Source organism: Corynebacterium hylobatis (genome assembly GCF_003955685.1).
GTDB lineage: Bacteria > Actinomycetota > Actinomycetes > Mycobacteriales > Mycobacteriaceae > Corynebacterium > Corynebacterium hylobatis.
This window is the reverse complement of sequence record NZ_RXHJ01000002.1, coordinates 1-26210: the sequence shown is the minus strand read 5'-3', so window position 1 is coordinate 26210 and position 26210 is coordinate 1. Positions and strand designations below refer to the sequence as shown.

Sequence of the window (26210 nt, the reverse complement as noted above, 5' to 3'; positions counted from 1 at the left end):
CCTCACCTGACTTTCCGGTTGTTCGAGATGATCAGATACAGCAGCACGGGCGCGCCGAAGAAGGCGGTGACCACACCGACTGGTAGTTCCCACGGCACCACCGTGCGGGTGAACAGATCGGCGCCGGTGAGCAGCGCCGCCCCGCAGAAAGCGGAGAGCACCAGCGGGGGAGTGGCGGTGCCGGCCAGCCGGCGCGCGATCTGCGGGGTGACGAAGGCGATGAAACCGATGGGACCCGCCGCAGACACCGCCACCGCCGCGAGGATGACCGCGGTGAGCAGCTGAATCATCTGGGTGATCCTCACGTTGTGGCCCAGCACGTGCGCGGTGGCCTCGCCGAGGGAGAGTGCGGCGAGCTGGAAGGCCAGCCAGCCGGCGGCGGCGATGGCCAGCAGGGAGACCACCAGCGGAGCCCAGGCGTGGTTGAGGTCGCGGCCGTTGAGGCTGCCCGTCAGCCACATGCGGGCCTCCGCCGCCCGGTCCAGCTCCGCCCAGGCCAGCAGCCAGGTGGTCAGCGCGGAGAGCAGGATGGAGCAGCCGACGCCGATGAGGACCAGGCTCATCATGTCGCCACGCACGGGGCCCGCGATGAACCAGATGAGCGCGGCGATGAGCAACGCACCGACCACGGCTGTGCCCGGCACGCCGAGGGAGGAGACCATCGCTTCCGCGCCGACACTGAGGGTGCCGCCCGCCCCGGCCCCGCCGAGGATGAGCGCGGCGACCGCGGCCAGGGAGGCCCCGTTGGTGATGCCGAGGATGTCCGGGCTGGCCAGCGGGTTGCGCGCCACCGTCTGGGTCAGCGCCCCGGAGAAGGCCAGGCAGGCCCCCACGGCGGCGCCGACAACCGCGCGGCCCAGCCGCAGGTCCAGGACCACCTTCTGCTCGATGGCGGTACCTCCACCGGCGAAGACAGTGAGCACCTCGGTGAGCGTGAGGGGGTAGTCACCCAGGGTGATACCCAGCGCCATGAACAGGACGGTGGCCACGGCGGTGAGCACCAGCCAGCAGGCCAGGCGCAGGTTCCACTGCCAGGAGACCAGCCCGGTGCGCAGTGCGGCGGGTTTATGGACGGTGGTGCTCACAGTGCGCCCCGCAGCCTGCCGCGCCGGATGAGCATGATGAAGAAGGGCACGCCGATCAACGCCAGCACGATACCCATGGGCAGTTCCCCGGGGCGGGCGATGAGCCGTCCGAGGATGTCTGCGACCAGCGCGAGCAGCGCTCCCAGGCCGATGGACAGTGGGATGATTGCCCGGTGGTCAGGGCCGGTGACCGCGCGGACCATGTGCGGGGCGGCCAGGCCGATGAACATCACCGGTCCGGCGCACGCCACCGCGACCGCACCGAGCACCGCGACGGTGGACATGCCCACCAGGCGGGAGACAGTGACGTTGATGCCGAGGGCAGCGGCGAGCTCATCGCCGAGGCTCAGCAGGTTGAGGGTGCGCCCCAGCAGCAGCGCGGCGATGAGCCCGAGAATGAGCAGCGGCAGCACCGCCTTGACCACGCTGAAATCCCGGTTGGCCACGGAACCGGTGGCCCACAGGCGCAGGGCGTCGAGGATCGCGGCATCTTTGAGCATCAGTGCGTTGACCACCGACATGAGCAGGGCGCTGAGCGCCATGCCTGCCAGGATGTAGCCGAGCGGGCTGTCGGCGATGGGGCCGGCGGAGGCCAGGACAAAGACCACCAGTGTGGCGGCGCTGGCGCCGATCAGTGCCGGCCAGACGAAGTGGTCGGGGGAGGAGACGACACCCAACGCCAGGGAGACCGCCACCGCAGCGGCGGCACCGGCGTTGATGCCCAGGATGCCGGGATCGGCCAGCGGGTTGCGGGTGAAACCCTGGATGAGCGCTCCGGCGGCACCGAGCGCAGCCCCGGCGATCAGAGCCAGGAAGGTCCGCGGCACCCGCATGCCGCCGACGAGGATGACCAGGTCATGGAAGGGCATCGTCGCGGCAAAGGCGGGATCCATGGCATAGCGCAGGGACTGCGGGATCACCGCCAGTACCTCCGCGGAGTTGGTGGCACGTGCCCCGACCAACAGGCTGAGCACCATCAGGCCGATCATCGCCACTGCGATGATCGCCGCCAGCCCGAGGGAACGGATCCAGGTGTTCGGCTCCGGCCGGAGCCGGGACCGGGTAGGTGGCGCGGGGGCGACAGAGATGGACGGGGAGGACATCGTGGGGCTCTTTCCGGGCGGGTTCCTTCACAGGAATGGCGGGAATGACAACCACCACATTATTGAGGTGAGGCTTACCTATCGCAATCGGAGGTGGTGGAGGAGGTCCCAGGGGCCTCAGCCCGCGAAGATCCGCTCCAGATCATCGATCAGCGCCATGCGCCACCACGCGAAATCGTGTCCGCCGTCGTAGACGTTGAGACCTACATCCCAACGGAAGTAGCGCATGGTCTGCTCCATCAGGTGGACATGGGGCACGCTCAACCCCTCGCGGACGCCGACGCTGAGCAGTACTTTGGTCTCGATCTCCGGATCCTTGCTGGTCCCGAACTGTTCGGTGAGCCAGTCGACGGAGCGGTCACCCAAGTCAGCGGGTGCGCGCTTCTCGCCGGGCTCCCACCAGAGGGAGGGGGAGGCCGCGATGGCCCACCGGTAGCGCTGCGGCTCACGCAGGGCGGAAACTAGAGCGGAGAGCCCGCCCAAGCTCTGGCCGGCGATGATCTGGCCCTCCGGCCCGGCAAGCGTGACCCCACGGGAGGCGGCATGGGTGACGGCCCAGATGGTGGCGGTACCGGAGACATCCGCGAGGAACTCCTCGTTGGCGCTCAGGGAGGCGACCCGATCCGCCCGGTCCACATTGGACACGCCCAGCACCGCCATCGGCGGTATCTTCCCTTCGGCGGCGGCCTTCTCCAGCGCGACGGGCAGGTGCAGGCGCCCGAACCAGATCTCCGCGTCAAACAGCGTCATCAACGGCAGCGGCTCGTCGCCGGTTTCGGCGGGCAGGTAGAGCCAGAGGCGCCGCAGAGCACCACCAACCTGGACCTCCTCGCTGAACAGGGTGCCGGCGATGTCCCCGGCATCGAAGTGCCACTCCCGCCGGAAGCGGTTGAAGGGCCCCTCGAACAAGGACAGCCCGTTGATGCCGTCACGCACCAGCGCGCGGGGGTTGTGGGTGTCCAGATACGTGGGGTAGTGGTCATGCGGTGGCGGGCCCTTCGGGCGCTCCCCATTCTGGGCGGCCGACTGGAAGCCGTAGGAGGCAGTGAGGGTGGAGGCGAGCTCCAGGGTGAGGACATGGATGTCCGCGCCCGGCACCTGCTTCATCCGGCCGACGTCGTAGTTCTGTTTGTCGGTGATCCGGTTCATGTACAGGTGCATCGGGGTATTCTCGCCCAGGTCCCGCCACACGAAGGTGGTGCGCACGCCGTTGAGTTCCCGCATCGGGGTGCCGAACCGGCTGACGAGGTCCCAGAAGCGGTCCAGCGCCTCCTTGTCGGCATTGCTGTAGTTCTCGATGATCTGATCCTCGGTGAGGAAGAAGGTCCTGGTCATTGTGCGTTCGCTGCCACCTTTCGGGCTCCGAGTCACTGGCTGTTGTCACCGACGTTACTGAAAAGCGTCGGGTGCATTGCTTATTCGGGGCCCGCTTCCCCGTCTTCCGGTTCCGTGCAATAATTTGAGGAACGGATGGATCGTGCGAAGGAGACGTTATGGAATCGCTCTTCCAGGTAAGCGACCTCCCGCAGATCGTCGGGCCCGAGGAGGCGGAGGGATACCTCGCGCACATGGGTATAGACACCGCCGCCGTGCGGGATGCCCTGGGCAGCGGTGAGCTTGCGGCACGCAACCTCACCCCCTTCTTCCCGGTCACCGCGCCGGGTTTCAGCCGCTGGTCCTATACCGTGGGCACCCTGCGGGAGGAACTGCAGGACACGGGGCACTGGCGTTCCGAGGACAGATCTAACCGCCCCTACCTGCGTCATCTCAGCCGCAGCTACACGCTCTCTGTGCTCGGCGGGAACACCGAGACCGGTTCTGAGTCGCCGACAGCCTGCCCCAACGTACAGAAGCGCAAGGGCAGGGCCACCGAGGAATTCGTCCTGGGCGGCCAACTGGCATTTCCCGAGATCGTCGAATATCTGTCCGACAAAACCGACCCCGATGCCCCGCCACCGGGGACCTGGTTCCTAATCTATTACCGGGACGACGGTGAACTACGCTCCGAGATCTCCCTTCCTGAGGGGATCAAGGGCGGCAGGTTCACCGGCTGGCGGATCAGGGTGATCCTGCCGGCCATTGACTACAAGACGACGATGAGGCGACCACTGGATGCGGGAGAACACGATGTCGAGTTCACGGTTGAGGAGCGGGGACGCACCGCCTAGCCGTTTCCTCTCCCCGAGCCGGATCGCCATCGCCCGCCAACGCCGCGGACTGACCAAGACCGATCTGGCACGCCAGCTCGGCGTGAGCCCGCGGACGGTGAACACCTACGAGAACAACGGCGCACCGCTGTCCCGGGCAGGCGATCTCTCCGGGGCCCTCAGCTTTCCCGTCGGCTTCTTTCACCTGGCCGACTGCACCGATCTTTCCGACGCCGAGGTCAACTTCCGCGCCGGTCGTACCACCACCGCGATCCAGCGGAAGGCTGCGAAGGCCGCCGGCGCCATCGCCATGGATATCGCCGGCTGGATCGCCCAACGCTTCAGCCTGCGGGCTCCGAACCTGCCGGACCTCAGCGGCCACGACCCCCGCACCGCGGCACGAATGCTCCGCGAGGCGTGGGGACTGGGAACCGGGCCGCTGCCCAACCTGGTGCAGCTCTCCGAATTCCACGGCATCCGGGTGTTCAGCCTGCCGGCCCTGGCCGAGGAAGTCGACGCCTACTCCGTCTGGCAGGGGGAAACCCCCTTCATTTTCCTGGCACGGCGCAAGACCCCGGAGCGCAGCCGCTTCGACGTGGCGCACGAGCTGGGACACCTGACGCTGCACCGGAATGAGGATGTGGCGGCGGCCCACGAGCGAGAGGCCGACATCTTCGCCTCCGAGTTCCTCATGCCCCACACCGCGATCATCGAGCACCTCCCGCAGAACCCTTCCGTGGACGAGCTGATGGAATTCAAGACCATTTTTCGTGTTTCCGCGATGGCCGCCACCTACACGTCCCATAAGGTCGGCTGGCTCAGTGACTGGGCCTACCGGCAGAACTGCGCTGAACTGGAGCGCCGTGGTTACCGGCACGGGGAACCCGAAGGGATGTCGGTCCACGAGACTTCCCGAGTGTTCCCCCAGGTTTTCGGTTCGAAGCACTATTTGGTTGCCGACGCTGCAGTGGAGCTGTGCCTTCCTGCCGGTGAGGTACACGCGTTGACCTTCTCTACGGCGCTACGCATGGTGGGGGGGAGCAGTGTGGAGCCGATGGTGAACGTGGCTGCGCGGCCGGTGAAGTTGAGGTTGGTATGAGGCCGAGTCAAACGGGAGGGGAGACGCTGGACAACTGCTGCATACTGAGGAAGGAATTAGCGTCTGTTCAATGGGCCTGCTGTGGAGAGGGGAATGTGATTATCAGGCAGAATGGAGGCATGTCTGGACCTATCCCCGTCCCGAAACTGGGGGATAGGCCTGCACCACTCAATATTCATGTGCGGAATCAGATGCGGAACATGCCGCGTGCCGGTTCCCTGATTGAGCGGGCCGTACGGTCCGAACTCCATCGGAGGGGGCTGAGATTCCGGGTCAACTTCCGCGGAGTACCCGGCACGCCCGATATCGCCTTCACACGGGCAAAGATAGCTGTCTTCATCGATGGTTGTTTCTGGCACGCCTGCCCGCTGCACGGGACCATGCCGTTTAACAACCGAGAGTGGTGGAAGGCTAAACTCTTACGGAATCAGGAACGTGATCGCGAGAAGGATGCTGCCCTCGAAGCCTTGGGTTGGCTTCCACTCCACTACTGGGAGCACGACGATCCGGAAGAGATAGCCGACGAGATCGAGTGGGTGTGGAGAGACATCAGCTCATCAGGTCGATAGTCAGTTCGAATATTTCATATTTCGGAAAGGTTTGTGTCGGAGGCCCCCGGTACATTGCTCAAGTGAAAAAAGTAGACGAGTACGCAGTTAGCCAGGTTCGTGGCCCCTATGTGAAACTACCCCCTCACCCGCAATACTGCAGGACGGTGGAAGAACTTACCTCCTACGCGGCTGAGAGGAGGAAGGCGGGAGCTATCCTCGGAGCTGACCTTTTCGCTGGAGCAGGAGGTCTGAGCCAGGGACTGGTGAACGCGGGTATTGAGGTCATTTTCGGAGTCGACCATTATGACTACGCAGTGGAGACTCATTCCGCGCGTTTCCCTGGAATGTCCGTTGATTGGGACTTGGCTACGACGGAGAATGTTGAGCGCGTCGCACAGGTCATGCTTGACGCCAACATTGAGGTCCTTGCCGGAGGCCCTCCCTGTCAACCTTTCTCCAAGGCAGGAAGATCCGGCATCCGGCACCTGGTGGAGAAGGGTGAACGCGATCCAGAGGACCAGCGGCGCAACCTCTGGCGTGCCTATCTTGAGGTGGTCTACCTGGCACGACCGAAGATTGTCATCATGGAGAACGTTCCTGACATGGCACTCGACAACGAGATGTTCATCCTGCGGAGCATGATAGAGGAGCTGGAGCAGATCGGTTACAGCGTCGAGGAGAAAGTGGTGGATACCTGGCGCTATGGAGTTCCTCAGTTCCGCCAGCGTCTGATTCTGGTGGCTATGCGGGACAACATCAAGTTCGACTGGCCCGAAGAGACCACGAAGAAGGTCACGGTCTGGAATGCAATCGGGGACATGCCTGAGGTGGAGGGCGGCTGGCGTCCTCCGGGAGGCGCCGACGGTTGGGCAGAGTACAGGGGTCCGGTCACGGATTTCCAGAAGTACATCCGGAGGAATGTTCCTGCCGGAGAATCCAACAGGCTATACGACCACATCACCCGTCCGGTCCGTGAAGACGACCGTGAGGCCTTCGAGCTCATGACTGCCGAAACGAAGTACTCGGAGCTTCCGGAGCGCCTGCGTCGCTATCGTTCCGACATTTTCAATGACAAGTACAAGCGTCTGGATGAGAACGACCTCTCACGCACCATCACGGCACATATCGCCAAGGATGGCTACGGCTTCATCCACCCGCGGCAGTCGCGTACCCTCACTGTCCGGGAAGCTGCCCGTCTGCAGACTTTCCCGGATGATTTCCGATTCAGTGGTCCTCCCAGCGCCGCCTTCCGCCAGATCGGAAACGCCGTCCCTGTCCGACTGGGTGAGGCTATTGGTGCAGCCGCACTTGATGCACTCCAGCGGGGCAGCAAAAAGGGGGTGCAGGCCCGTGAGATCTCGATGGTCCTCGCAGACTGGTACCGGAATCTTCCCGAAGATGCCCTTCTTCAACCCTGGCTGCGCACTGGTGACCGCTGGAAGGTCCTCATCTGTGAGATCTTCCTGGAGAGGGCTTCCCGCGAAGAACTACGTATGATCTGGCCTCTCATCAAGGAACTTCCCGGTCCTGTCCCGGGACAGCCGGTCCCAGAGGAATCTGTGAAGGTCCTAAGGTCAGTCTTCACCGGGAAGCGGTTCGAGAAGCGCATCATGCGTCTGGAGAAGCTCGCGGACGAGATCCGACGGGATACCAGCGCACTGTGGGAACCGCGTATCAGCAGGGAAAAGCTACCCTCCGTCAATCCCGCTCTCATCGATTTACTGGAGCTCTCTGCTCCGACTGCTGATGCAGAGGGAAACAAGAGCGAGGAACCGGTCATCGTCGCCAAGGGCATTCTCCGGATCACCACCAGGTTCCAGGGAATGGACATGGAGAGTCGGAACAAGCTCTCAGAAGGACGTCTGAGTATCGCCCGCATGCTCGGAATGAACGAGCACGCGCGAGCTGTTCACCTCGCACTCTTCGAGCTGAGCAGGACCGTGTGCACCATTGAGAATCCGGCCTGCGATATCTGCCCGCTGCGCCGCAAGTGCCAGAAGTTCGGCGTAGCAGGGGACAACGGGCAGAAGGAACTCTTCTAGTCGAAGCCGAGGTGTCGGGCGAGTTCCGGCATCTCGGTCTTGATGAGCGTGGAGATTGCCTCCAATGCCTCAAAGTTCCCGGTGCGGGCTGCGGCGGTACGCAGCGCAAGTCCGATGGCTGCCCCTGATTCATCACCACTCGGAGCAAAAGGCTTCTTGGGGGCTGCCAGGTCTTCTGTGACCGTCCGCTGATTGTTCCGACGGTAGGCTGCATCCGCAGCGATGCACAGTTCGTTGACTGGGCGGGACATCATCTTGCGGAGCTGTCCCGGGAGGTTGACCCGCATTTTGGCGACGTTGATGTTGAACGCCTCATCGAGGGTCGTGCCGAAATCTAGGGACGCACGCGCGGATTTGGTGTGCTCGTCAATCGTGCGGATGCCGGCCCACCCTCCCCACTGCACCAGACGATTGGCTCTGTAGATGTAGAGCCCCTGCTGGCGGTTCCATTTTTCCGGGCCAGAAGCATGTTCAAAGGCTTCCCGAGAGGAGTAGTCCTTGCGCGAGGGCAGAAGATAGCGGCGAAGGGTGACCGTGTCGGAGACGTCCCCGTGCTCAATCTCGAACTCGTCCACGTCCAGAGCCTGGGTGGCGGCCTCATCTCTGCCGAAAGGGTCCCAGGGTTCCAGTTCGGTTCCATTCACGGAAATACTGATTCGCGAACCGGATTCGCCGGAGAGGAAGCGGTGGAAGACCATCGACAGATGGGCCTCGAGTTTGGGTGCCAGGCCTTCAATGCGGCGTCTGGCCCAGCCCCCTTCCGGAGACTTTGCGGGCAGGAGCCTGTCCAGCTTCCTCCACACCACGACTGAACCGCTGTCCCCGGTGATGAGCGAAGCTGATACCAGTGCCTCGGCCTCCTCAGAGATATCGAGGGTGACCCAGTCGTCAACCGCCTGAATGAAATCAAGGTCAATCGCCCGGGCGACCGGGGAAGAAAGTCGGTTGCCCCTGCTCACAACTTCAAGTCGTCGGCACTGGGAGAGCGAAGCGGTCTTGAGCCCGAGACCGTAGCGACCGAGATCGCCGTCCTCATACTCCCTGCGGCTGCCAAAGCGCATGGCCTCGTTGATCTGTTCCTCGTGCATGCCGGCACCGTTGTCGATGATAGTGAGGTAGGAACCTCGCCCTTCAAAATGGATCTCGATGACGATCCTGTCAGCACCTGCGGCCACGCTGTTGTCCACCAGATCTGCGACAGCGGACTCGAAGCTGTATCCGATGTCACGGAGCGATTTGGTGAGACGGCGTGCCGAGGGCGCGACAGAGAGACGGTTGGGCATGTCCCTTACTTTCCTGTGTGAGAACTGGCCGGGTGATTTCTGGCGAGGAGTGAAACGATCAGCTGTCGATCGTGGTCTCGAACTTGTCTGCGGTGGCGCGGTACGTGTTGTCGACAAGCTTAGTGATCTCGCCTTCCGGTAAGGAATCGAGGTTGACGATCGACGAGAGCTTGCCGAGCTGAACCATCACCAGCCTCAGGAGCTCAGATCGCGCGAGGCTATAGTGGCTGCTGAATTCGTTGTGGGCACGCGCGATCGCCCGTGCGAGGGTCGGGTTCAACCCGAAGGTCGGGCGCTCCATGATGTTGACCCCCTCGTCCTCACCCAGGGTGGCGTTGAGGTCGGGCCCCAGACAGTACGCACGCCACCAGGCCTTCCGAAACACGTTGCGTGGACGACCAAGCCAACGGTCGTACTCGGGATTCTTCGTCTTGTTCTGGAAACGCCAAGCTGCGACGTCTGGGAGCAGAACCAACGACAGGAAGTTCCACGTCTCCTCCATTCCGGCATCGGCGGGAGAAATAGCCAGCGAATTGAGAAGGAAGTTCCCTACCTTGACATCAAACGCGGACAGTGTTATGTCTTTAGTTTTCTTCCTGTGAGGGAAGCCGTGCTCTTCGGCAATGGACAGTACTCCGGACCGTACGTCCCTCAGGAAACCCGCTGTGGGGAGCTGGGCCACCAGTGGAGGGGGATACGCCTTCGGGTGAGTGACTGTCGCTAATGAAGCACACTGCTCGACATCCAGTACAACCATTTCTGAGATGACACGCACTGCGTCACTTCTCTCCAGTCGGTAATGGGAAAGATACTTTCCGGTCACTTGCCCATCCTCCGATTCGGATTGAAGATGCTTGCCTGCACAGTAGCGGTCACGAAGCTCGGGTCCGCAAGGTATAGCTCACGTGTTGAGTGGATCGACACGTTCGAGAAGTAAACATCGTGCATCTGCTTGAGGGTTTCCGCGAGTGTACCCTCCTCTGCCGAATCTTCCTCCAACTGGGCAAGATCCGAGTTGAGCGCAAAGGTGAGCATCTGCACGACTGTGTCAGCACGGAGAAACTGCTGGAACTCCGCCTGTGTCTTTCCATTCGGATCCAAGAGGTACTCCGCAACACGCGGATGACCGGAGTTCAGCTTGAGACGCACTGCAGACGAGATGTGGGACTCGAGAGCCGAGTCAATGTCGATCCTCCACATCGCATGAGTGGGGGAGTACCCCGCCTTTTCGAAATCGAACGCGCTCGTCGGGAATTGAGAGCCGGCACCCTCCAGCTGCACCCGGATTGAATTCTCCCAGAGCCTGGAGCCGGTCATCGTCGGCCCTAGATCGTCGGGAGTTGCCCCCGGATTCTCCAGCAGGATGACACTGGCACGGAGGTTGAGGTCACCACCCAGCGTGGAGCCGTCAAGACTGAGGTTCACGGTGTTGATGCCGTCCACAAGCGTGACGGGCGCTGAGGCACCGTGCAAGCCGGTACGTGACGATTTCCAGTTGATCACTGTTCCCAGGACCGCGCCACCTGCAGAACCCGAGGAAACTGGGAAGGACTGTCTGAGCACTTCCTCGAGGTCCACCTCCAGTTCGAAATAAGCGGTGACGGTGGACTGATCAGACCACGTGGCTGACGAGGATTGAGCATCATCAACCAGTATCGACACGCCGTCAACAGAGATGTCGTAGCTCAGCAAAGAGATGGTGTCGTCCGCTGGGACGTTGTAACCCAGGCTGGTTGTGGCCATTACTGGTCATCTCCCTCTGCCTGAACAGTGACGACCACATCCGCGGAGATGGCCGAATTGATGGGCTGAATGACCGCGTAGTAGCTCTCCCAGGAGGGAGAGCGCATGATCCGGTGGAGATCCTGATCGCTTGCGTTCCTACCGACGATCCCCTCTAGGCTTTTCTCCAACTCATGGGGTGCAACCCAACCCAGGGGGGTCGGCATGACGAGGCCGTCCTTGGCCTCGAGCTGACGTTTTCCGTCGACGAGCACGGCTGACTCCACTTCCACCCGTACTTCGTTCTCCAGTGCCTTCGGACTGGAGTCGACACCCACCTTGAACAGGGCGAGAGTTCCTCTGGAAGTGGCGTGCAGTGAAGCCAGGGAGATGGATGAACGAACACCGTGGTGGCTCTTGACTGGCTTCTGCCGGGTGAGCCGACCGGGTTGAGGACGGGTGATCCGTCGACTCGATCCTGCGGCACTAGGCATGACCGAACCCAGGGAGCTGGAAATTGTGCTCAATGCCGAGGCGTCTCCCGTCGAGTCATTCTCCACCTTCGAAGAGGTCTCGTTCTTCAGGGAATCACGCAGGCGATTCATCGCGATACGTACAGGGTTCGACCTTCTCGGTTTGCCATTCCTGTGAAATCGGGCGTCCTTGAGGTTCACTGTTGTCGGATTCCACTCATCGTGTGCCGGTGGCTCACTGGCGGCGAACAACGAATCGAGATGCTCCGCGGCTTGAAAGATACCGGCGTAACAGTCCTCTGCTGAGGCGCGGGGTCCCTGCCAGTAGTTGACGATCATCCTGGGCCCACGCATCAGAGCCACGTGGTGGTTCATCCCGTCATCGAGGACAGAAGGCTGCGGGTTGTTTTCCGCCGGGGTCGATTGGACGGCCAGTCTGCCGAGATACTCCACCGGATTGCCTGAGACGATATCCATCCACTTCCGGGGGCCGGACTTCTGGAATTCCGTCACAAAGGAATTCGGATCAAGGTGTTCCGGTTCCTTGATGGCAAGACGATAAGCGCGGACAAACGGCCGCAGAAGAGGATCCTTGAGAGGATCGGGAATCGGAATCTCACGGCCATCCACCGTCACCGAGAAGTCGATCGGGTCCATGTCCCCCGACCTGGACACCATGTGAGGCCAAGCCCACTTGGTGAGTGCATTGGAGATGGTTTCCATGACAGTATCTACCTCATCCGGATCGATACGTGGGTTGACCACTGCGACAGTGGTACCGGTGGGACGTTCCTCGGTGAAGTGGGAATCCATCTGAAAGGTGCGTGCGAGAGCATCAGCCTCGGGACCCGTAAAGGGATTCGCATAGACATTCTCCTGGACGCCGAGCTCCTTCACTCCCCACCAGTGTCGGCCCGTGTACTCATAGGAGTTCTTCGTGTAGCCGTTGCCGTTGGCCATGGCGATGAACCGTCGGGCCGGAGCACCATTTTCGTCCCTGGTCCGAGTGTAGATGAGCACAGTCTGCGAGTCACTTATGTTGAAGAAGACACCCTTGCCGAACCCATAGGTTCCTCCACGGAGCTCCTTCTCGGCGCGTCGACCGATGTTCCTCACGAAGGAGACGAAGTCGTCGCGCCCTGCACAGTGCTGGGCCGCCGACGTCGGTCCCTGGAGACCCGAGGTGCCGGTATCGCTGACCAGGAGGACCGGCAGTGGAGTTTCCCGCGGCTCTGCGAGGAATCCTGCCAAGGCCGGCAGGCCTTCAGTTCCGGTGCCGAAAAAGTTTCTGAGGGCTTCCGACCGGTGGCCGGTCAGTCGGCGGTAGTCGATCGAGAAAGTGACTCCGTCTTCGCTGCTGGACCGGTCTCGGGCGTCCCAACTGTTCTGCAGGGTCTCTCGGGTGAAAAGGTCCCAACTCTCGAGACTCGGACGTCCGATCGCCGACGTAGCCGAGTTACCGTGCATGTTTCCTGAGTCGAGGAAGAATTCCTCATGGTGAAATGCCGATGGGGTCATTAGATCAGTGAACCGTCCTTTCGATAACCTGGAATTATATCCGGCTCTGTCAGATCGATGCCGTAGTGCACTGCGGAGATCCGCTTCTCGGTGTCAGCGACGATGAGCCGAGGGAAACCTGCCCCGACCTCGAAAACATACCTGCCCACCAGGCGATACCTGTTTTCCGTCTTGGGATCGACCCCAGCCATCGAGAACCTCATCTCTTCCAGCCGACTGAGCAGTTCGTCGGATGGGATCAGGTCATTCTCCAGAATCCGGCGAACAACACCACTGAGTGTGATGTCACCGTTTGGAGTGCTCTCATACTTTCGTACGGAGAGAAGCAACCGCCTGTCAGTCTCAGCGAGAAGCTGCTGGGAGCCGTTGATGGTCACGTGGAGACCATTTGAAACACGAGTGGCCTTGCACTCAATTCCGCGGTCCTCAAACCGGAAGTCGTGGGCCTGCTGGTCAGGACCGGTCCACCGGTAAAAAGCTAGGGCACCGTCCGTGGCGAGCAGAAGCTGCATCTCCTGCAGTTCGCAGATGATGCCGATCTCCTCAGTGTCGCTGAGAGAGTTGGGAGGGACGGGAGTGAACAGCGAACGCCAGCGTTTGAGCTGGGCCTGTGCGATCGTGGCAGCACGCTCTCTGTCGTTTCGGAAACTCTTGAAGAAAGTATCCACGAAGACGTGAAATACATTCTCGAGTGCGGGATTCTCCAGTTGCAGCTGGACGACGCTCCGCGCATTCCTCTGCACGGTACGCAGAGTGATGTAGCGGCTGCGGATATCTGGTGGGATGCTCGTGGGATCCTCCGCGCCGAGGGGAATAAACAATCCTATGCGGCCGTCGAGCTCCTGGAAAATACGCACCGCACCAGAAGTGTTAGCGAGCTTTGTGACGAGATCATTCCCGTGGCGGGAAGATGGTGGAGCGGCCTCCGTTGCGGCACGTAGCTCGTTGAACAACTCAATCGATGGAGTCATCAGTCTCACTCCTCATAGCAGCTTCGTCCTTTTCATTGAGGGCTCTCACTTCCTCTGCAGCGGCGCGGTACTCCTCGATGAGTTCCTTGTCAGGTTCCGGGGCGGTCATGTAATCGACAGCGGAGTCGGGGGCTGAGGACGTGGGGAAGAACAATCCGAGACCGAGGACATCGGCGACGGCATTCAGACTGGTACGGTGCTGCCCCCTCTTCTTGGTGGAAACCGAGTCAGAAGATACCCCGTTATTGCTTGATGAGCTCCGCGGATCAGACTTGGCCTGAATCGGGTAGATGGCGAGATGCCCGATGCCCGGACCCACGTGCTTGTCGTGAAGCTCGCGGACAGGCTTTTCCTTGCTGCCTGCTTCCTTGATCTTCTCTTCGACTTCCAGACGGAAAGCAGCGCGGTCTTCCTCGGCGTCTCGGATGACGTCATTCAGACGATCCTGAGTCGTCACGAGGGCCTTGATGTTCGCCTCACCTTCCTGACTGGTCACAAGCTTCGAGCGCTTGAGGAGCGGGATCTCCGTCTGCAGACCCAAGTCTATGGTGCCAAGCTCAGAGTTACTCTGCGTCATGAAGGAGACGTTCCAACTGCGGAACCGACGGTTCTCGGACTCCTTCCTGATGTACTTCTTGAGTAGGGCGGCATTGTCCTTACCGAGCCGGGTGTCCGGATGAATCGAGTATTGGTCGAGGAAATCAATGATGAGCTGGGGAGGAACTCCAATGAAGACCGGTGAACCGTATACGCCGGTCTGCTCGTTGATCCCGCGATTCTGTATTTCCCGGACGAGTTGCTTCACTGCATTCTCGTTGGAAGTCAGCCAATCAAGGTCCGTTTCCTTGAACTTGATTGTCTGTTCCTTTTTGCCCTGGAAACTGACCTGCGCCTTCACCGCATCCTGCATCTTGGCGCGACTCGTGATCATCATGTCCGGATGCATCCGGATACGCGCCTGAATTTCAATCGGGGAAACCTGTTCCTGCACATAGACATCGAGCTCTTCCCGAAGCTCCGCTTCCACGGTCGACAGGTCATTGAACCACCGGTTGAGCTCCTCTGGCATCCAGATTCTCGGCAAATCCTGATATCCGTTTCGGAATCCGAACCAGCGGCCCATCTGAAGCAGGGTGTCATAGGCGGACGCACGACGAACAAAATAGGAAGAGACCAAGCCTTCCAGAGTAAGACCGCGGGAGAGGGTATTACCACCGATGGCTATGACCGAGACAGGACCCTGCGTGTAGTTGAGTCGTTCGGTGGACGTGCCATTGTCGACGATCAGCCTGGTTTCGCGGAGGACATCGGGAATGAAGGACGAAAGGTCATCGAATGAGACCGGCTTTAGGCCGAAGGTCTCTGCAGGTATCCGCCCGGATTCCTCGTCCCACTGTTCACACCATTCTCGGGGGATGTCGGATTCGGACTTGATCGCCGCACGCAATCCCGAAAGCTCGTGATCAACCTGGAATCTCAGGTCTTCGTGGTCTGCCGTGAGCATCGAGGTGTGGATCAGCATTGAAGAATGCTTATTTCCTTGCCCTCGGACTCTGCGTGCCGCTGTCGCCATGAGGAACCAGCGGATCGCAGCACTCAGACCCTCACCGCCTTGCACAGACTTGTCAGGGTCGTTCTTGCCTCCCGGTCGGATGCCTTCGACTTCTGCTTCCGAGATGATACGGATCATGTCATAACCGTCAGGATCCACATCGCCCGAATCTTCGCCATTGAGGGGGGCGCGGCCGAAGAGTGCGCGGGATCCGAAATACCCTCTGGGCTCTGGGAGTGTCACTATGAAGTCAGAGGGATAGAGATCATCCGTCTTGCTGGGATCGATCAGGATGTTCGCGAAGGGCGTGGCGGAGTAGGCCACGTAGGCGGTGATGTCGTGGTCAAGCAGATGATTGATCTGACGGTTGATCGCTGAACGCTCGGATTTCGTCTGCGGTGAAACGTCGATGGAAGCTTGGTCGGATTCGTCATCGATCACAAGGATCGGGCACTGGTGCACGATATCCGCGGCACTATTGAGCCATTCGTTCAGCCTCCTCAGTCGCGCCGAGTTCTTTTTGACAACTGCGATGAATCGTTCGTTGTGATTGGCGAGCTTGGCGGCATTGTCATCGATCCCCGAGAAATCATGCTCGACACTCGTCAGCCGGTGCCAGCGGGATCGCTGGGGGTTTATGAGCTGCTCGTCGATTCGTTCCTGCGTCTGCTGGCGCAGGTTTTCAGTGATTCCCGTGAGAACGATAACCAGACGAAAGCCCGCGTCGGCAGCCTTGGCGATCACTGACAGGAAGTTGGTCGTCTTTCCACTCTGCACATAACCGAGCACCAGACCCTTGATGTTCTGAAGCTCCTGATGCGGACGGAGACCGTTCACGACAGCTGTGGAGGAATCGTCGATGCTGTCAACTGCCTCGCCGAGGTCGTTTTCAATGATCGTCCGCAGTGGCGGCCAGAAAACATCGACATTCAAATCGGGGCGGTACCAGTGCTCGCCGCGCTTCTCCCGCTTGTATGCTCCAATCTGATGCCGCCGGTTGGCGAAACCCAGGGCCTGGCGTTGCCTTTCATAGGCTTCCTCGATCTCTGCCGCCGAATCGGGGTAGCGACGGAGAAACTTCTTCTTCGTGGCATCCAGGTCACGTCCGAGCCGTGACTGGTCGTTGAAGTCCTCCACATAGTCGAGGACCAAGTCTTCGTCGAGCTGTTGTTCCGACATGAGTTCCCTTTCGTCACTGTGTGAACTGGCCGAGAAAACTTCAGCCGTTCGCCCTTTGGGAACAACATTATCGGGAACGCACGACAGGGCGAGAAGATGATGTCGAATCGCTGAGCAAGACAAGCGGTGGGTGCTGGAGGAGAGTTAGACTCTGTAGAGGGAACCTTCCTGTCCATCCGATTGTGAAACTCGTCAACTAAGCCTCGGATATATCGCTGACCAGCCACGCAGCAATGCGTGCCGTGCGGTTGTCATAGTCGAAGGAGGGGTTGAACTCGATGACGTCGACAAGCGAAAGTCAGTCGGTACGGGCCAGAGCGAGCGACACTGCGCGAATAATAGGCCAGTTAGATGCTCACTGCAGCGGAAGCGCTGCCCCCCGGCATCCGCAGCCGGAAGAGCATCAAGTTCGATGCTGACGTGGATGTGCGAGCGATCAGCCGTGAGCTCAAGTGCGAGGTCAGAGCGGAACGGATGGCGGGGCCCTGCAGCGGCACCGAGTCGGCCGCTGTTGCGGCGCACGCTCTCCTCAGAAGCGAAGCCCAGCAGAGCCACCCCGGGGGTGTCCGTGACTGGGCCGATGACGGAATGCCAGCGCGCGTGCCCTGGGCCCGGTCCATCATCGCGGCCGGTCCAGGCCTCGGCGGGGAAATCTCTGTTGATGGAGGTCATGCCCCGCAGGATACGAGGGGATGGGCTGATCCGACACCGCCCACGCCATCGACCTGGCCTACCGGCCGGGCATGCCGCTGAGCTGGCGCACCTACCGGGGTGCGGAGAGGGTCACCTGAGGCGCAGCCTTCAGCGCCCCCGAATACAGGTTGAAACGCTCACCCCGCGTGAAACCGGTCAGTGTCATCCCGGCCTCCCGGGCCAGCTCCACAGCCAGGGAGCTGGCCGCGGAGACCGCCACCAGGGCGGGGAAACCGGCCATCACGGCCTTCTGCACCAGCTCGAAGGAGGCGCGGCTGCTCATCACCAGGATCAGCTCCTCGGCGGGCAGGCGGTCGGCCAGCAGAAGGGAACCGATGACCTTGTCGGCGGCGTTGTGCCGGCCGATGTCCTCGCGGATGACCACCGGCTCGCCCTCGAGGGTGAAGGCGCCGGCGGCGTGGATGCCGCCGGTGCGTCGAAAAGCTTTCTGCCTCGCGCGGAGTTTCTCTGGCAGGGAGATGACCACGTTGGGGTCGAGTTCGATCGGGGTGATCGGGTGGGTTTGCTTGCCCATGATCTGCTTGATGGAGCTGGAACCGCACACCCCGCAGGCCGAGGTGGTGGTCACCGCCCGGACGAACTCCGGTCCCGGGGTCGCCACCCCGCGGGCGAGTTCCACCTCCAGCAGGTTGTAGGTGTTCTGCCCGGAGGCGTCCGTGCCGGAGCAGTAGCGGGCCTCCGCCACGTCAGTGCGCCCGTGGATGAGCCCCTCGCCGTGGAGGAAGCCGTGGATGAGCTCGATGTCGTGGCCCGGGGTGCGCATCGTCGTGGTCAGCGTCGTGCCGTTGACCTGCAGCTCCAGCGGTTCCTCCCCGGCGACGGTGTCGGCACGCGTGTCGGTGAACCAGCTGCCGTCCTCCGCCACGTGCACGCGGGTGACCGCGAAGTCGCGGGTGATCCGCCCCATCTACTTCGCCTCCGCCTTCTCCGAGACGTGGTCCTCGGCCCGCGTGCCCAGCGGCTCCAGGCGCACGATCACGGACTTGGACACCGGGGTATTGGACAGCTCGGCCACGGAATCCATCGGCACGAGCACGTTGGCCTCGGGGAAGTAGGTGGTCACGCAGTCGCGGGCGGAGGGGTACTCCACGACCCGGAAGTTCGGGGCGCGGCGTTCCTCGCCCCGGAAGACGGAGACGATGTCGACCAGGTCGCCGTCGCGCAGGCCGCGCTCGCGGGCGTCCTCGGGGTTGACGAAGACCACCCGGCGGCCGTTCTTCACGCCGCGGTAGCGGTCGTCCAGGCCGTAGATGGTGGAGTTGTACTGGTCATGCGAACGCACGGTCTGCAGCAGCAGATGGCCTTCGGGCAGTTCGATGACCTCGGTCTGGTTGACGGTCAGCTGCGCCTTGCCGGTCGCGGTGTGGAAGATCCGCTCGCGGGGGCCGTTGGGCAGGGCGAAACCACCGGGGATCTCGATGCGGCGGTTGTAGTCCTCGAAGCCGGGGATGGTGGCCTCGATGTGATCGCGGACCACGCCGTAGTCATCGACCATGGGCAGCCAGAAATCATCGCCGAAGGTGTGGTGGCCGATTTTCCCGATGATCTCCGGCTCGGCCTGCAGGTCCAGGTCCTTGTTGGCGCGTCGCTTGCCCACCGAGGCGGAGACGATGCCCACGGAGTTCTCCACGGTGATCTGCTGGCGGCCGGCAGCCTGGACGTCCTCGTCCGTGCGTGCCCGGACCGGCAGGATCAGCGACTTCTCACCCGGCCAGGCATGGGAGCCGTTGGGCTTGGTGGACAGGTGCACGGTCAGTTCCTGCTGGCTCATGGCCGATTCCAGGCGGGTGGTGTCCGAGGCGACGCGCACCAGGTTGCCGCCCAGCGACATGAAGAACTTCGTCTTGCCCTCCCACATGGCGCGCAGGGCATCGACGGTGTCGAGGCCGTCCTCGCGCGGGACGTCGAAACCGAAACGGTCCTCCAGTGCCTGCAGGAAACGGTCCGGCATCTTCTCCCAGATGCCCACGGTGCGGTTGCCCTGGACGTTGGAGTGGCCGCGCAGGGGAGCGGTACCGGCACCTGGCTTACCGATGTTGCCCGTAAGCAGCAGGAAGTTGACCATCTCCCGGATGGTGTAGACGGCGTTCTTGTGCTGGGTCACCCCCAGCGTCCAGGTGACGATCACGCTGCTGGACTCCTCGACGATGTCCGCGGCCTTCTGAATCTCCGCCATGCTCAGCCCACAGCCGCGCAGCAGCTCCGCATCATCGAGGCTGTTGAGGTGCTCGATCGTCTCCTCCACGCCGGAGCAGAACTTGTCCAGGAACTCGTGGTCGATGGCGTCGCGGCGGATCAGCTCGCGGTTGAGGGCCTGGAAGAAGGCGCGGTCGCCGTCGAGGCGGATCTGCAGGTACTCATCGGCCAGCTTCTCCGAGATGCCGAGTGCACCCTTGACGGACTGCGGCTCGGAGAAGGCCATGAGGCCGGTCTCCGGGATCGGGTTGATCGCCAGGATCTTCCCGCCGTTCTCCTTGCACTTCTGGAAGGCGGTCAGCGCGCGCGGGTGGTTCGTGCCCGGGTTCTGGCCCACGGAGATCATCAGGTCGGTGATGTAGAAGTCGTTCATGGTCACCGAGCCCTTGCCCAGGCCGAGCGTCTCACCGAGGGCGGAACCGGTGGACTCGTGGCACATGTTGCCGCAGTCGGGCAGGTTGTTGCTGCCGTGGCGCCGGGCCAGCAGGCCGAACATGTAGGCCGCCTCGTTGGAGGCACGCCCCGAGGTGTACCAGATGGCCTCCTCCGGCTCCGTCTCCTGCAGCTGCTCCGCGATGATCCGGTAGGCCTCGTCCCAGCTGACCGGGCGGTAGTGCTCATCCCCGCTGCTGCGGTCATAGAGCATAGGGGCGGTGATACGTCCCTGCTTGCCCAGCCAGTGGTCGGTCTTCGCCCGCAGGTCCTGCACAGTGTGCTGCGCCCAGAAATCCACGCCCGCCCGGTCCGGGGTGGTTTCCTCCGCGATGGCCTTCGCGCCGTTCTCGCAGAACTCCACCACCCCGATATCCCCCTGGGCAGGTTCCGGCCAGGCACAACCCGGGCAGTCCACGCCGCCGTGCTTGTTCATTGTCAGCAGGGGCAGCAGGCCGCGCGCCGGGATGGCGTGCTGCATCGCGTGGTAGACACCCGGCAATCCGGCGGCGGACTTCGACCGCTTCGTGACCTTCGGGTTGTCGAATTCGTTGGCGACCGGGTTGACGGCGGAGACCTGATGCGGAGTGACCATGAATCCATGGTAGCCGCCGAATGGGTCTATGTAGAGAGGTTGTCCAGCAGGTCGAGGACCCGGGTGATGTTCTCGCGGGACTTATCCACGGCCCCCTCATCCGGCATGTCCGCGGTCAGCGCGCGGCCGCTGGCCAGGCCCACGAGGAAGGCGGTCAGCGGTGCGGCCGGTCGGGAGGGACCGTGAGCCACATCGCGGGTGAGATCCAGCAGGTCATGGAGCAGTTCCTCGATGATCTCCGGTGCCAGACCGAGTTCCCCGGAGACCTGCTCCAGCCAGGCCTTCGCCTCGCTCAGGTCCTGGCCGGACTTCTCCGCACTCATACGGCCGCCCCCTGCACCTTGGGCCGGCCGGTGGCGTAGTAGAGCGCGGTCATGAGGATGAGGAAGCCGACACCCACACCCAGTGCCAGGTGGTACTGGTCCAGCCAGATCATGATGCCGAAGGTGAAGATGATGAAGGCGATGGCGAAGAACTGCCCGTAGGGCCAGAGGGGCACGGGGAACTTCAGTTCGGCTACCTCGGTGGGGGACATGCGGCGTCGAGAAGCAACCTGCGCCAGCAGGATCATCAGCCACACGTAGATGGTGGCGAAGGTGGCCAGGGCGGCCACGATCTCGAAGACCCGCTCCGGCAGGATGGCGTTGAGCGCGGTGCCCACGATGAGGGTGAGCAGGAGGATGACGGTGGTCATCACGGGGATGCCGCGCACCGTCTTCGCCATGATCTTCGGGGCGAGGTTCTGCTTCGCCAGGCCGGTGAGGACGCGGCCCGCGCCGAAGAGATCGGCGTTGATGGCCGAGAGCGCCGCGGTGATGACCACGACGTTGAGCAGTGCGGCGGCCCAGTTCACGCCGAGGGTGGAGAAGATCTGCACGAAGGGCGATTCCTCACCGGTGATGGTGGCCCACGGGTTCAGCGCCAGGATGACCAGGATCGCACCGACGTAGAAGAGCAGGATGCGCGCGGGCACGGTGTTCACGGCCTTCGGGATCGCCCGCTCCGGGTCCTCCGCTTCGGTGCCGGCCACGCCGATGATCTCGGTGCCGCCGAAAGCGAAGAGGACGAGGATGAAGGCGGCGATCATGCCCTCGAAACCGTTGGGGAAGAAGCCGCCGTCATTGACCAGGTTGTCCAGGCCGACGTTGTGCGCGGAATCGCCCAACCCGAAGGCGAGGATGGCGGCGCCACCGATGATCATGCCCACCACGGCCGTGACCTTGATGATGGTGAAGATGAACTCCAGCTCACCGAAGCTGCGCACACTCGCCAGGTTCGCCGCGCCCACGATGAGCAGGGTGGCCGCCACCCAGATCCACTGCTGGGTGTCCGGGAACCAGAAGCGCATGTAGATGGCGATGGCCGTGAGGTCCGCCAGACACACGATCATCATCTCGAAGGCGAACATCCAGCCGGTGATGTAACCGGCCCAGCCGCCCAGGTGGGCGCGGGTGTACTCGGCGAAAGAACCGGTGACGGGCATGCGCACGGCCATCTCGCCGAGGGCGCGGAGCATGAAGTACACCACCGCGCCGCCGAGCAGGTAGACCAGCAGCACGGAGGGACCGGCAGCCTGTATCGCGCCGGCCGAGCCGTAGAACAGGCCCGTGCCGATGGCCGAACCCAGCGCGATGAAGTGGATGTGCCGGGCCTTGAGGCCGGGCCGCTTGACGACGGTCGTGGACGTCGCCGTCGGAGTTTCGGTCATGGACGGATCCTTTGCCGGACGGGGGGAAGATGTGGAAAAGCCAGGTAACACCTTAGACCTGGGGAGGATGGAAGAGAATCCGCCTGGACTGCAGGCCTCGTATCCCTGGCCGTCCTCCTCTTCGAGATCACCTCTTCGAGAAGACCGTCCCTGGGGCCCGCGAAGAGGCTCCTCTCGAAAGGCTGTTCTCGAAGAGGCGGCATTGACTTTGGGGACCGTCCCGCTGCGTCGCCCGCCGGCCCCCGGTAGTACATCCTCGCCGGGGCCTTCACCTGAAGGTAGTCTGGATCACATTTCGGACGGAAGGAACCCCATGGTGAAGATGCAGCGCCAGATACCCCAGCCCAGCGAGCTCTTCCAGCTGCTGAAATTCCGGCGCCCCTCCCTCCGGGTGGGGCAGACCCGCCTGCGCAACGCCCAGTCCATCGAGGACCTCCGGGACCTGGCCAGGTGGCGCACCCCGGCGGCCGCCTTCGACTACACCGATGGTGCCGCCGATGAGGAGATCTCCATGGCCCGGTCCCGCCAGGCCTTCCAGGACATCGAATTCCACCCCTCGATCCTGCGGGACGTCTCCCGGGTGGACACCAGCTGCGAGGTCTTCGGCGGTCCCTCCGCCCTGCCTTTCGGCATCGCACCCACCGGATTCACCCGTCTGATGCAGACGGAGGGGGAGCGGGCCGGTGCCGCAGCCGCAGGCCGCGCGGGAATCCCCTTCTGCCTCTCGACGCTGGGCACCACCTCCATCGAGGACGTCCGCGCCGCCAACCCGCAGGGCCGGAACTTCTTCCAGCTCTATGTGATGCGCGAGCGTGAGATCTCCTTCGGCCTGGTGGAACGGGCCGCCCAGGCAGGCTTTGACACCCTGCTGTTCACCGTGGACGCCCCGGTGGCCGGTGCCCGCCTGCGGGACAAGCGCAACGGTTTCTCCATCCCGCCGCAGATCTCCCTGGGCACCGTGCTCGATGCCGTCCCGCGGCCCTGGTGGTGGTGGGATTTCCTGACCACCCCGCCGTTGAGCTTCGCCTCCCTGTCGTCGACCGGCGGCACGGTGGGCGAACTGCTCAACTCGGCGATGGACCCCTCGATCCAGTTCTCCGACCTGGCGGAGATCCGTGCCCTGTGGCCCGGGAAACTGGTGGTCAAGGGTGTGCAGACACTGGAGGACGCGAAGCAGCTCACCGACCTGGGTGTGGACGGCATCGTCCTGTCCAATCACGGGGGCCGTCAGCTCGACCGGGCACCCGTGCCCTTCCACCTGCTGCCGGCGGTGGCCCGTGAAGTGGGTGATGACATCGACGTCACCATGGACACCGGCATCATGCACGGCGCCGACATCGTCGCGGCCATCGCCCTGGGGGCGAAATTCACGTTCATCGGCCGGGCCTACCTCTACGGCCTCATGGCCGGCGGTGAGGCCGGGGTGGAACGGGCCATCGACATCCTCAGCGAACAGATCCGTCGGACCATGCAGCTGCTCCAGGTCTCGGAACTGGCGGAACTGGGGCCCCGGCACGTCACTCAGCTGAGCAGGCTGGTGCCGCGGGGCTCTGCTCCTGCGTCTCTCTCCCGGGAAGAGCACCGCAGTTAGCCCTCTGGTATTTCCTTTCGGCGCGGTGATCGTGGCAGGGCCCCGGCGGCGTCGATAGGCGGCTGTGGTGAGCGGACATGTCCCCAGCCGCTTATGCGACGAAGAACACCCCACATGAAATGGTTTTTTGCTTTTCATTCGACTACGCTGGGCAGGCAATGAGCATTACCGATAACGCCACCGGCGGCGTGAACGAGCCGGATGACATGAATCTGTCGGAATCTCAGGAAAACCCGCAAGGTGACGCAGCGCAGGCTGCATCCGCCTCCACCGGGCCGCTGACTGTCGAGGATGTAGTTAATCCCGACGCACCGGCCAAGGCGGATCAGGACACCAGGGACGCGGATAATTCTGAGGCTGCCGACTCCGGGACCGACATCGAGGTCCCGGACAACGCTGACAACGAAAAGACTGCTGACGCAGATAACAAAGAAGCCTCAGAGGAGAAGGGGGAGGGCAACGGGTTCGCGAACCTGGGCCTCCCCGACGCTGTCCTCCGTGCGGTGAAGAAGGTGGGTTTCGAAACCCCCTCCGCCATTCAGGCTCAAACCATTCCTGTCCTCATGGAGGGCAACGATGTGGTCGGTCTCGCCCAGACCGGTACCGGCAAGACGGCGGCTTTCGCGCTGCCCGTCCTGGCACGCATCGACATCGAGGACCGTTCGCCGCAGGCGCTGGTCCTGGCACCGACCCGTGAGCTCGCGCTCCAGGTCGCGGATTCCTTCCAGTCCTTCGCCGACCACCTGGGCCGGATCAACGTCCTGCCGATTTACGGTGGCCAGGCCTACGGCATCCAGCTCTCCGGTCTCCGCCGTGGCGCCCAGATCATCGTGGGCACCCCGGGTCGAGTCATCGACCACCTGGAGAAGGGCTCCCTGGACATCTCCCGTCTGCGCTTCCTCGTCCTCGACGAGGCAGACGAGATGCTCAACATGGGCTTCCAGGAGGATGTCGAGCGCATTCTCCGGGACACCCCGGACGAGAAGCAGGTCGCACTGTTCTCCGCGACGATGCCCAACGGTATCCGGCGCATCTCCAAGCAGTACCTGAACGACCCGCAGGAGATCACGGTCAAGTCCGAGACCCGGACCGCAACCAACATCACCCAGCGCTACCTCAACGTTGCACACCGCAACAAGCTGGATGCGATCACCCGCATCCTCGAGGTCACCGAGTTCGAGGCCATGATCGTCTTCGTGCGCACCCGCCATGAGACCGAGGAGATCGCCGAGAAGCTGCGCGCCCGCGGATTCTCCGCTGCCGCCATCAACGGCGACATCGCCCAGGCCCAGCGTGAGCGCACGGTCGATCAGCTCAAGGACGGCCGACTGGACATCCTGGTTGCCACCGACGTCGCCGCCCGCGGCCTGGACGTCGAGCGCATCAGCCACGTGTTCAACTTCGACATCCCGAACGACACCGAGTCCTACGTCCACCGCATCGGCCGCACCGGCCGTGCAGGGCGTACCGGCGAGGCGATCCTCTTCGTCACCCCGCGTGAGCGTCGCATGCTCAGCGCCATCGAGCGTGCCACCAAGGCACCGCTCACCGAGATGGAGCTGCCCTCGGTCGATGACGTCAACGAGGCCCGCAAGGCCAAGTTTGCCGACACCATCACCGAGGCCCTCGAGTCTGATCAGCTGGACGTGTTCCGCAAGATGATCAAGCGTTATGCCGAAGAGAAGGACGTTCCGCTCGAGGACGTCGCCGCAGCCCTGGCCGCCCAGGCCCAGGCTGGCGCCGACTTCCTGATGAAGGAGCTGCCGCCGGAGCGTCGCCGCGAGCGCAATGACCGACAGGACCGCGGCGACCGCCGGGACCGCTTCGACCGCGACGACCGTCGTGGTGGACGTTCCGAGGATCGCGGCTCCCGCTTCGAGCGCGACGGTGACTTCACCACCTACCGCCTCGCGGTGGGCAAGCGTCAGCACGTCCGTCCGGGTGCCATCGTCGGTGCCCTGGCCAACGAGGGTGGCCTGTCCAGCAAGGACTTCGGTCGCATCACCATCGCCATCGACCACACTCTGGTCGAGCTGCCGAAAAACATGGACCCGGGGGTTCTGGACCGCCTGTCCGATACCCGCATCTCCGGCCAGCTGATCAACATTGAGCCGGACACCGGTGGCCGTCCGCCGCGTCGCGATGATCGCGGCGGCGACCGTGGCGGTTACCGTGGCGGGCGTGACCGTGACGACCGTGGCGGTTTCCGCGGTGGCCGTGACCGCGATGACCGTGGCGGCAGCCGCGGT

General features: G+C 62.8%; 19 protein-coding genes and 1 pseudogene. 6 read left to right on the top strand and 14 right to left on the bottom strand.

The annotated features are described in order from the left end of the window. Window positions 1–2: 2 nt before the first annotated feature. The 3 genes from EAH68_RS01365 to EAH68_RS01355 form a co-directional block, all read right to left on the bottom strand. Window positions 3–1085, bottom strand: coding sequence for a FecCD family ABC transporter permease (locus EAH68_RS01365; protein WP_241228230.1), 1083 nt, complete (start codon window positions 1083–1085; stop codon window positions 3–5). Further along, window positions 1082–2188: a FecCD family ABC transporter permease gene (locus tag EAH68_RS01360; RefSeq protein WP_126119532.1), complete on the bottom strand. Its 1107-nt coding sequence runs from the start codon at window positions 2186–2188 to the stop codon at window positions 1082–1084. The genes EAH68_RS01365 and EAH68_RS01360 overlap by 4 nt, the downstream gene beginning before the upstream one ends. Window positions 2189–2305: 117 nt before the next feature. Beyond that, the gene (locus EAH68_RS01355) at window positions 2306–3523 is read right to left on the bottom strand and encodes an alpha/beta hydrolase-fold protein (RefSeq protein ID WP_126119531.1); all 1218 of its coding nucleotides are present in this window, start codon (window positions 3521–3523) and stop codon (window positions 2306–2308) included. 158 nt (window positions 3524–3681) lie between these two features. Here EAH68_RS01355 and EAH68_RS01350 point away from each other — a divergent pair, with 158 nt between their 5' ends. The 4 genes from EAH68_RS01350 to EAH68_RS01335 all read left to right on the top strand — a co-directional run bounded on the left by EAH68_RS01350 (window position 3682) and on the right by EAH68_RS01335 (window position 8027). Then, entirely contained in the window at window positions 3682–4356 is a 675-nt protein-coding gene (locus tag EAH68_RS01350) for a hypothetical protein (protein WP_126119530.1), read from the top strand. Then, on the top strand, window positions 4301–5434 hold the full coding sequence (locus tag EAH68_RS01345; protein ID WP_126119529.1) for an XRE family transcriptional regulator: 1134 nt from the start codon (window positions 4301–4303) through the stop codon (window positions 5432–5434). The genes EAH68_RS01350 and EAH68_RS01345 overlap by 56 nt, the downstream gene beginning before the upstream one ends. A gap of 119 nt (window positions 5435–5553) precedes the next feature. After that, a complete protein-coding gene (locus EAH68_RS01340) occupies window positions 5554–6003 on the top strand; it encodes a very short patch repair endonuclease (protein ID WP_126119528.1) in 450 nt (149 codons plus the stop codon). A 62-nt stretch (window positions 6004–6065) separates the two neighbouring features. Continuing rightward, entirely contained in the window at window positions 6066–8027 is a 1962-nt protein-coding gene (locus EAH68_RS01335) for a DNA cytosine methyltransferase (protein ID WP_126119527.1), read from the top strand. On the opposite strand, the gene EAH68_RS01330 is transcribed toward EAH68_RS01335, so the two are convergent. The 11 genes and pseudogenes from EAH68_RS01330 to EAH68_RS01280 form a co-directional block, all read right to left on the bottom strand. Further along, the gene (locus tag EAH68_RS01330) at window positions 8024–9310 is read right to left on the bottom strand and encodes an ATP-binding protein (RefSeq protein WP_126119526.1); all 1287 of its coding nucleotides are present in this window, start codon (window positions 9308–9310) and stop codon (window positions 8024–8026) included. The genes EAH68_RS01335 and EAH68_RS01330 overlap by 4 nt on opposite strands. A 58-nt stretch (window positions 9311–9368) precedes the next feature. Continuing rightward, window positions 9369–10133: a DUF6339 family protein gene (locus EAH68_RS14675; RefSeq protein ID WP_164546366.1), complete on the bottom strand. Its 765-nt coding sequence runs from the start codon at window positions 10131–10133 to the stop codon at window positions 9369–9371. Beyond that, window positions 10130–11053: a hypothetical protein gene (locus EAH68_RS01320; RefSeq protein WP_126119525.1), complete on the bottom strand. Its 924-nt coding sequence runs from the start codon at window positions 11051–11053 to the stop codon at window positions 10130–10132. The genes EAH68_RS14675 and EAH68_RS01320 overlap by 4 nt, the downstream gene beginning before the upstream one ends. Further along, entirely contained in the window at window positions 11053–12972 is a 1920-nt protein-coding gene (locus tag EAH68_RS01315; protein WP_126119524.1) for a hypothetical protein, read from the bottom strand. Before EAH68_RS01315 ends, EAH68_RS01320 begins: the two co-directional genes overlap by 1 nt. A gap of 50 nt (window positions 12973–13022) precedes the next feature. After that, window positions 13023–13994, bottom strand: coding sequence for a PD-(D/E)XK motif protein (locus tag EAH68_RS01310; protein WP_126119523.1), 972 nt, complete (start codon window positions 13992–13994; stop codon window positions 13023–13025). Continuing rightward, window positions 13978–16725: a Z1 domain-containing protein gene (locus EAH68_RS01305; RefSeq protein WP_126119522.1), complete on the bottom strand. Its 2748-nt coding sequence runs from the start codon at window positions 16723–16725 to the stop codon at window positions 13978–13980. Before EAH68_RS01305 ends, EAH68_RS01310 begins: the two co-directional genes overlap by 17 nt. 455 nt (window positions 16726–17180) lie before the next feature. Further along, a pseudogene (locus EAH68_RS15160) lies at window positions 17181–17397 on the bottom strand (formimidoylglutamase); the annotation flags it as partial. A gap of 91 nt (window positions 17398–17488) precedes the next feature. Further along, window positions 17489–18346 carry a formate dehydrogenase accessory sulfurtransferase FdhD gene (gene fdhD / locus EAH68_RS01295; protein ID WP_126119521.1) on the bottom strand — a complete coding sequence of 286 codons (858 nt, stop codon included), beginning with the start codon at window positions 18344–18346 and terminating at the stop codon, window positions 17489–17491. Next, the gene (locus EAH68_RS01290) at window positions 18347–20662 is read right to left on the bottom strand and encodes an FdhF/YdeP family oxidoreductase (protein ID WP_126119520.1); all 2316 of its coding nucleotides are present in this window, start codon (window positions 20660–20662) and stop codon (window positions 18347–18349) included. A gap of 26 nt (window positions 20663–20688) precedes the next feature. Next, the gene (locus EAH68_RS01285) at window positions 20689–20985 is read right to left on the bottom strand and encodes a DUF6457 domain-containing protein (protein ID WP_126119519.1); all 297 of its coding nucleotides are present in this window, start codon (window positions 20983–20985) and stop codon (window positions 20689–20691) included. After that, window positions 20982–22370: an amino acid permease gene (locus tag EAH68_RS01280; RefSeq protein ID WP_126119518.1), complete on the bottom strand. Its 1389-nt coding sequence runs from the start codon at window positions 22368–22370 to the stop codon at window positions 20982–20984. The genes EAH68_RS01285 and EAH68_RS01280 overlap by 4 nt, the downstream gene beginning before the upstream one ends. A gap of 313 nt (window positions 22371–22683) precedes the next feature. Here EAH68_RS01280 and EAH68_RS01275 point away from each other — a divergent pair, with 313 nt between their 5' ends. Next, entirely contained in the window at window positions 22684–23961 is a 1278-nt protein-coding gene (locus EAH68_RS01275) for an alpha-hydroxy acid oxidase (protein ID WP_126119517.1), read from the top strand. A gap of 158 nt (window positions 23962–24119) precedes the next feature. Next, the coding region (locus EAH68_RS01270) for a DEAD/DEAH box helicase (RefSeq protein WP_126119516.1) at window positions 24120–26210 on the top strand (2091 nt) is incomplete at its 3' end.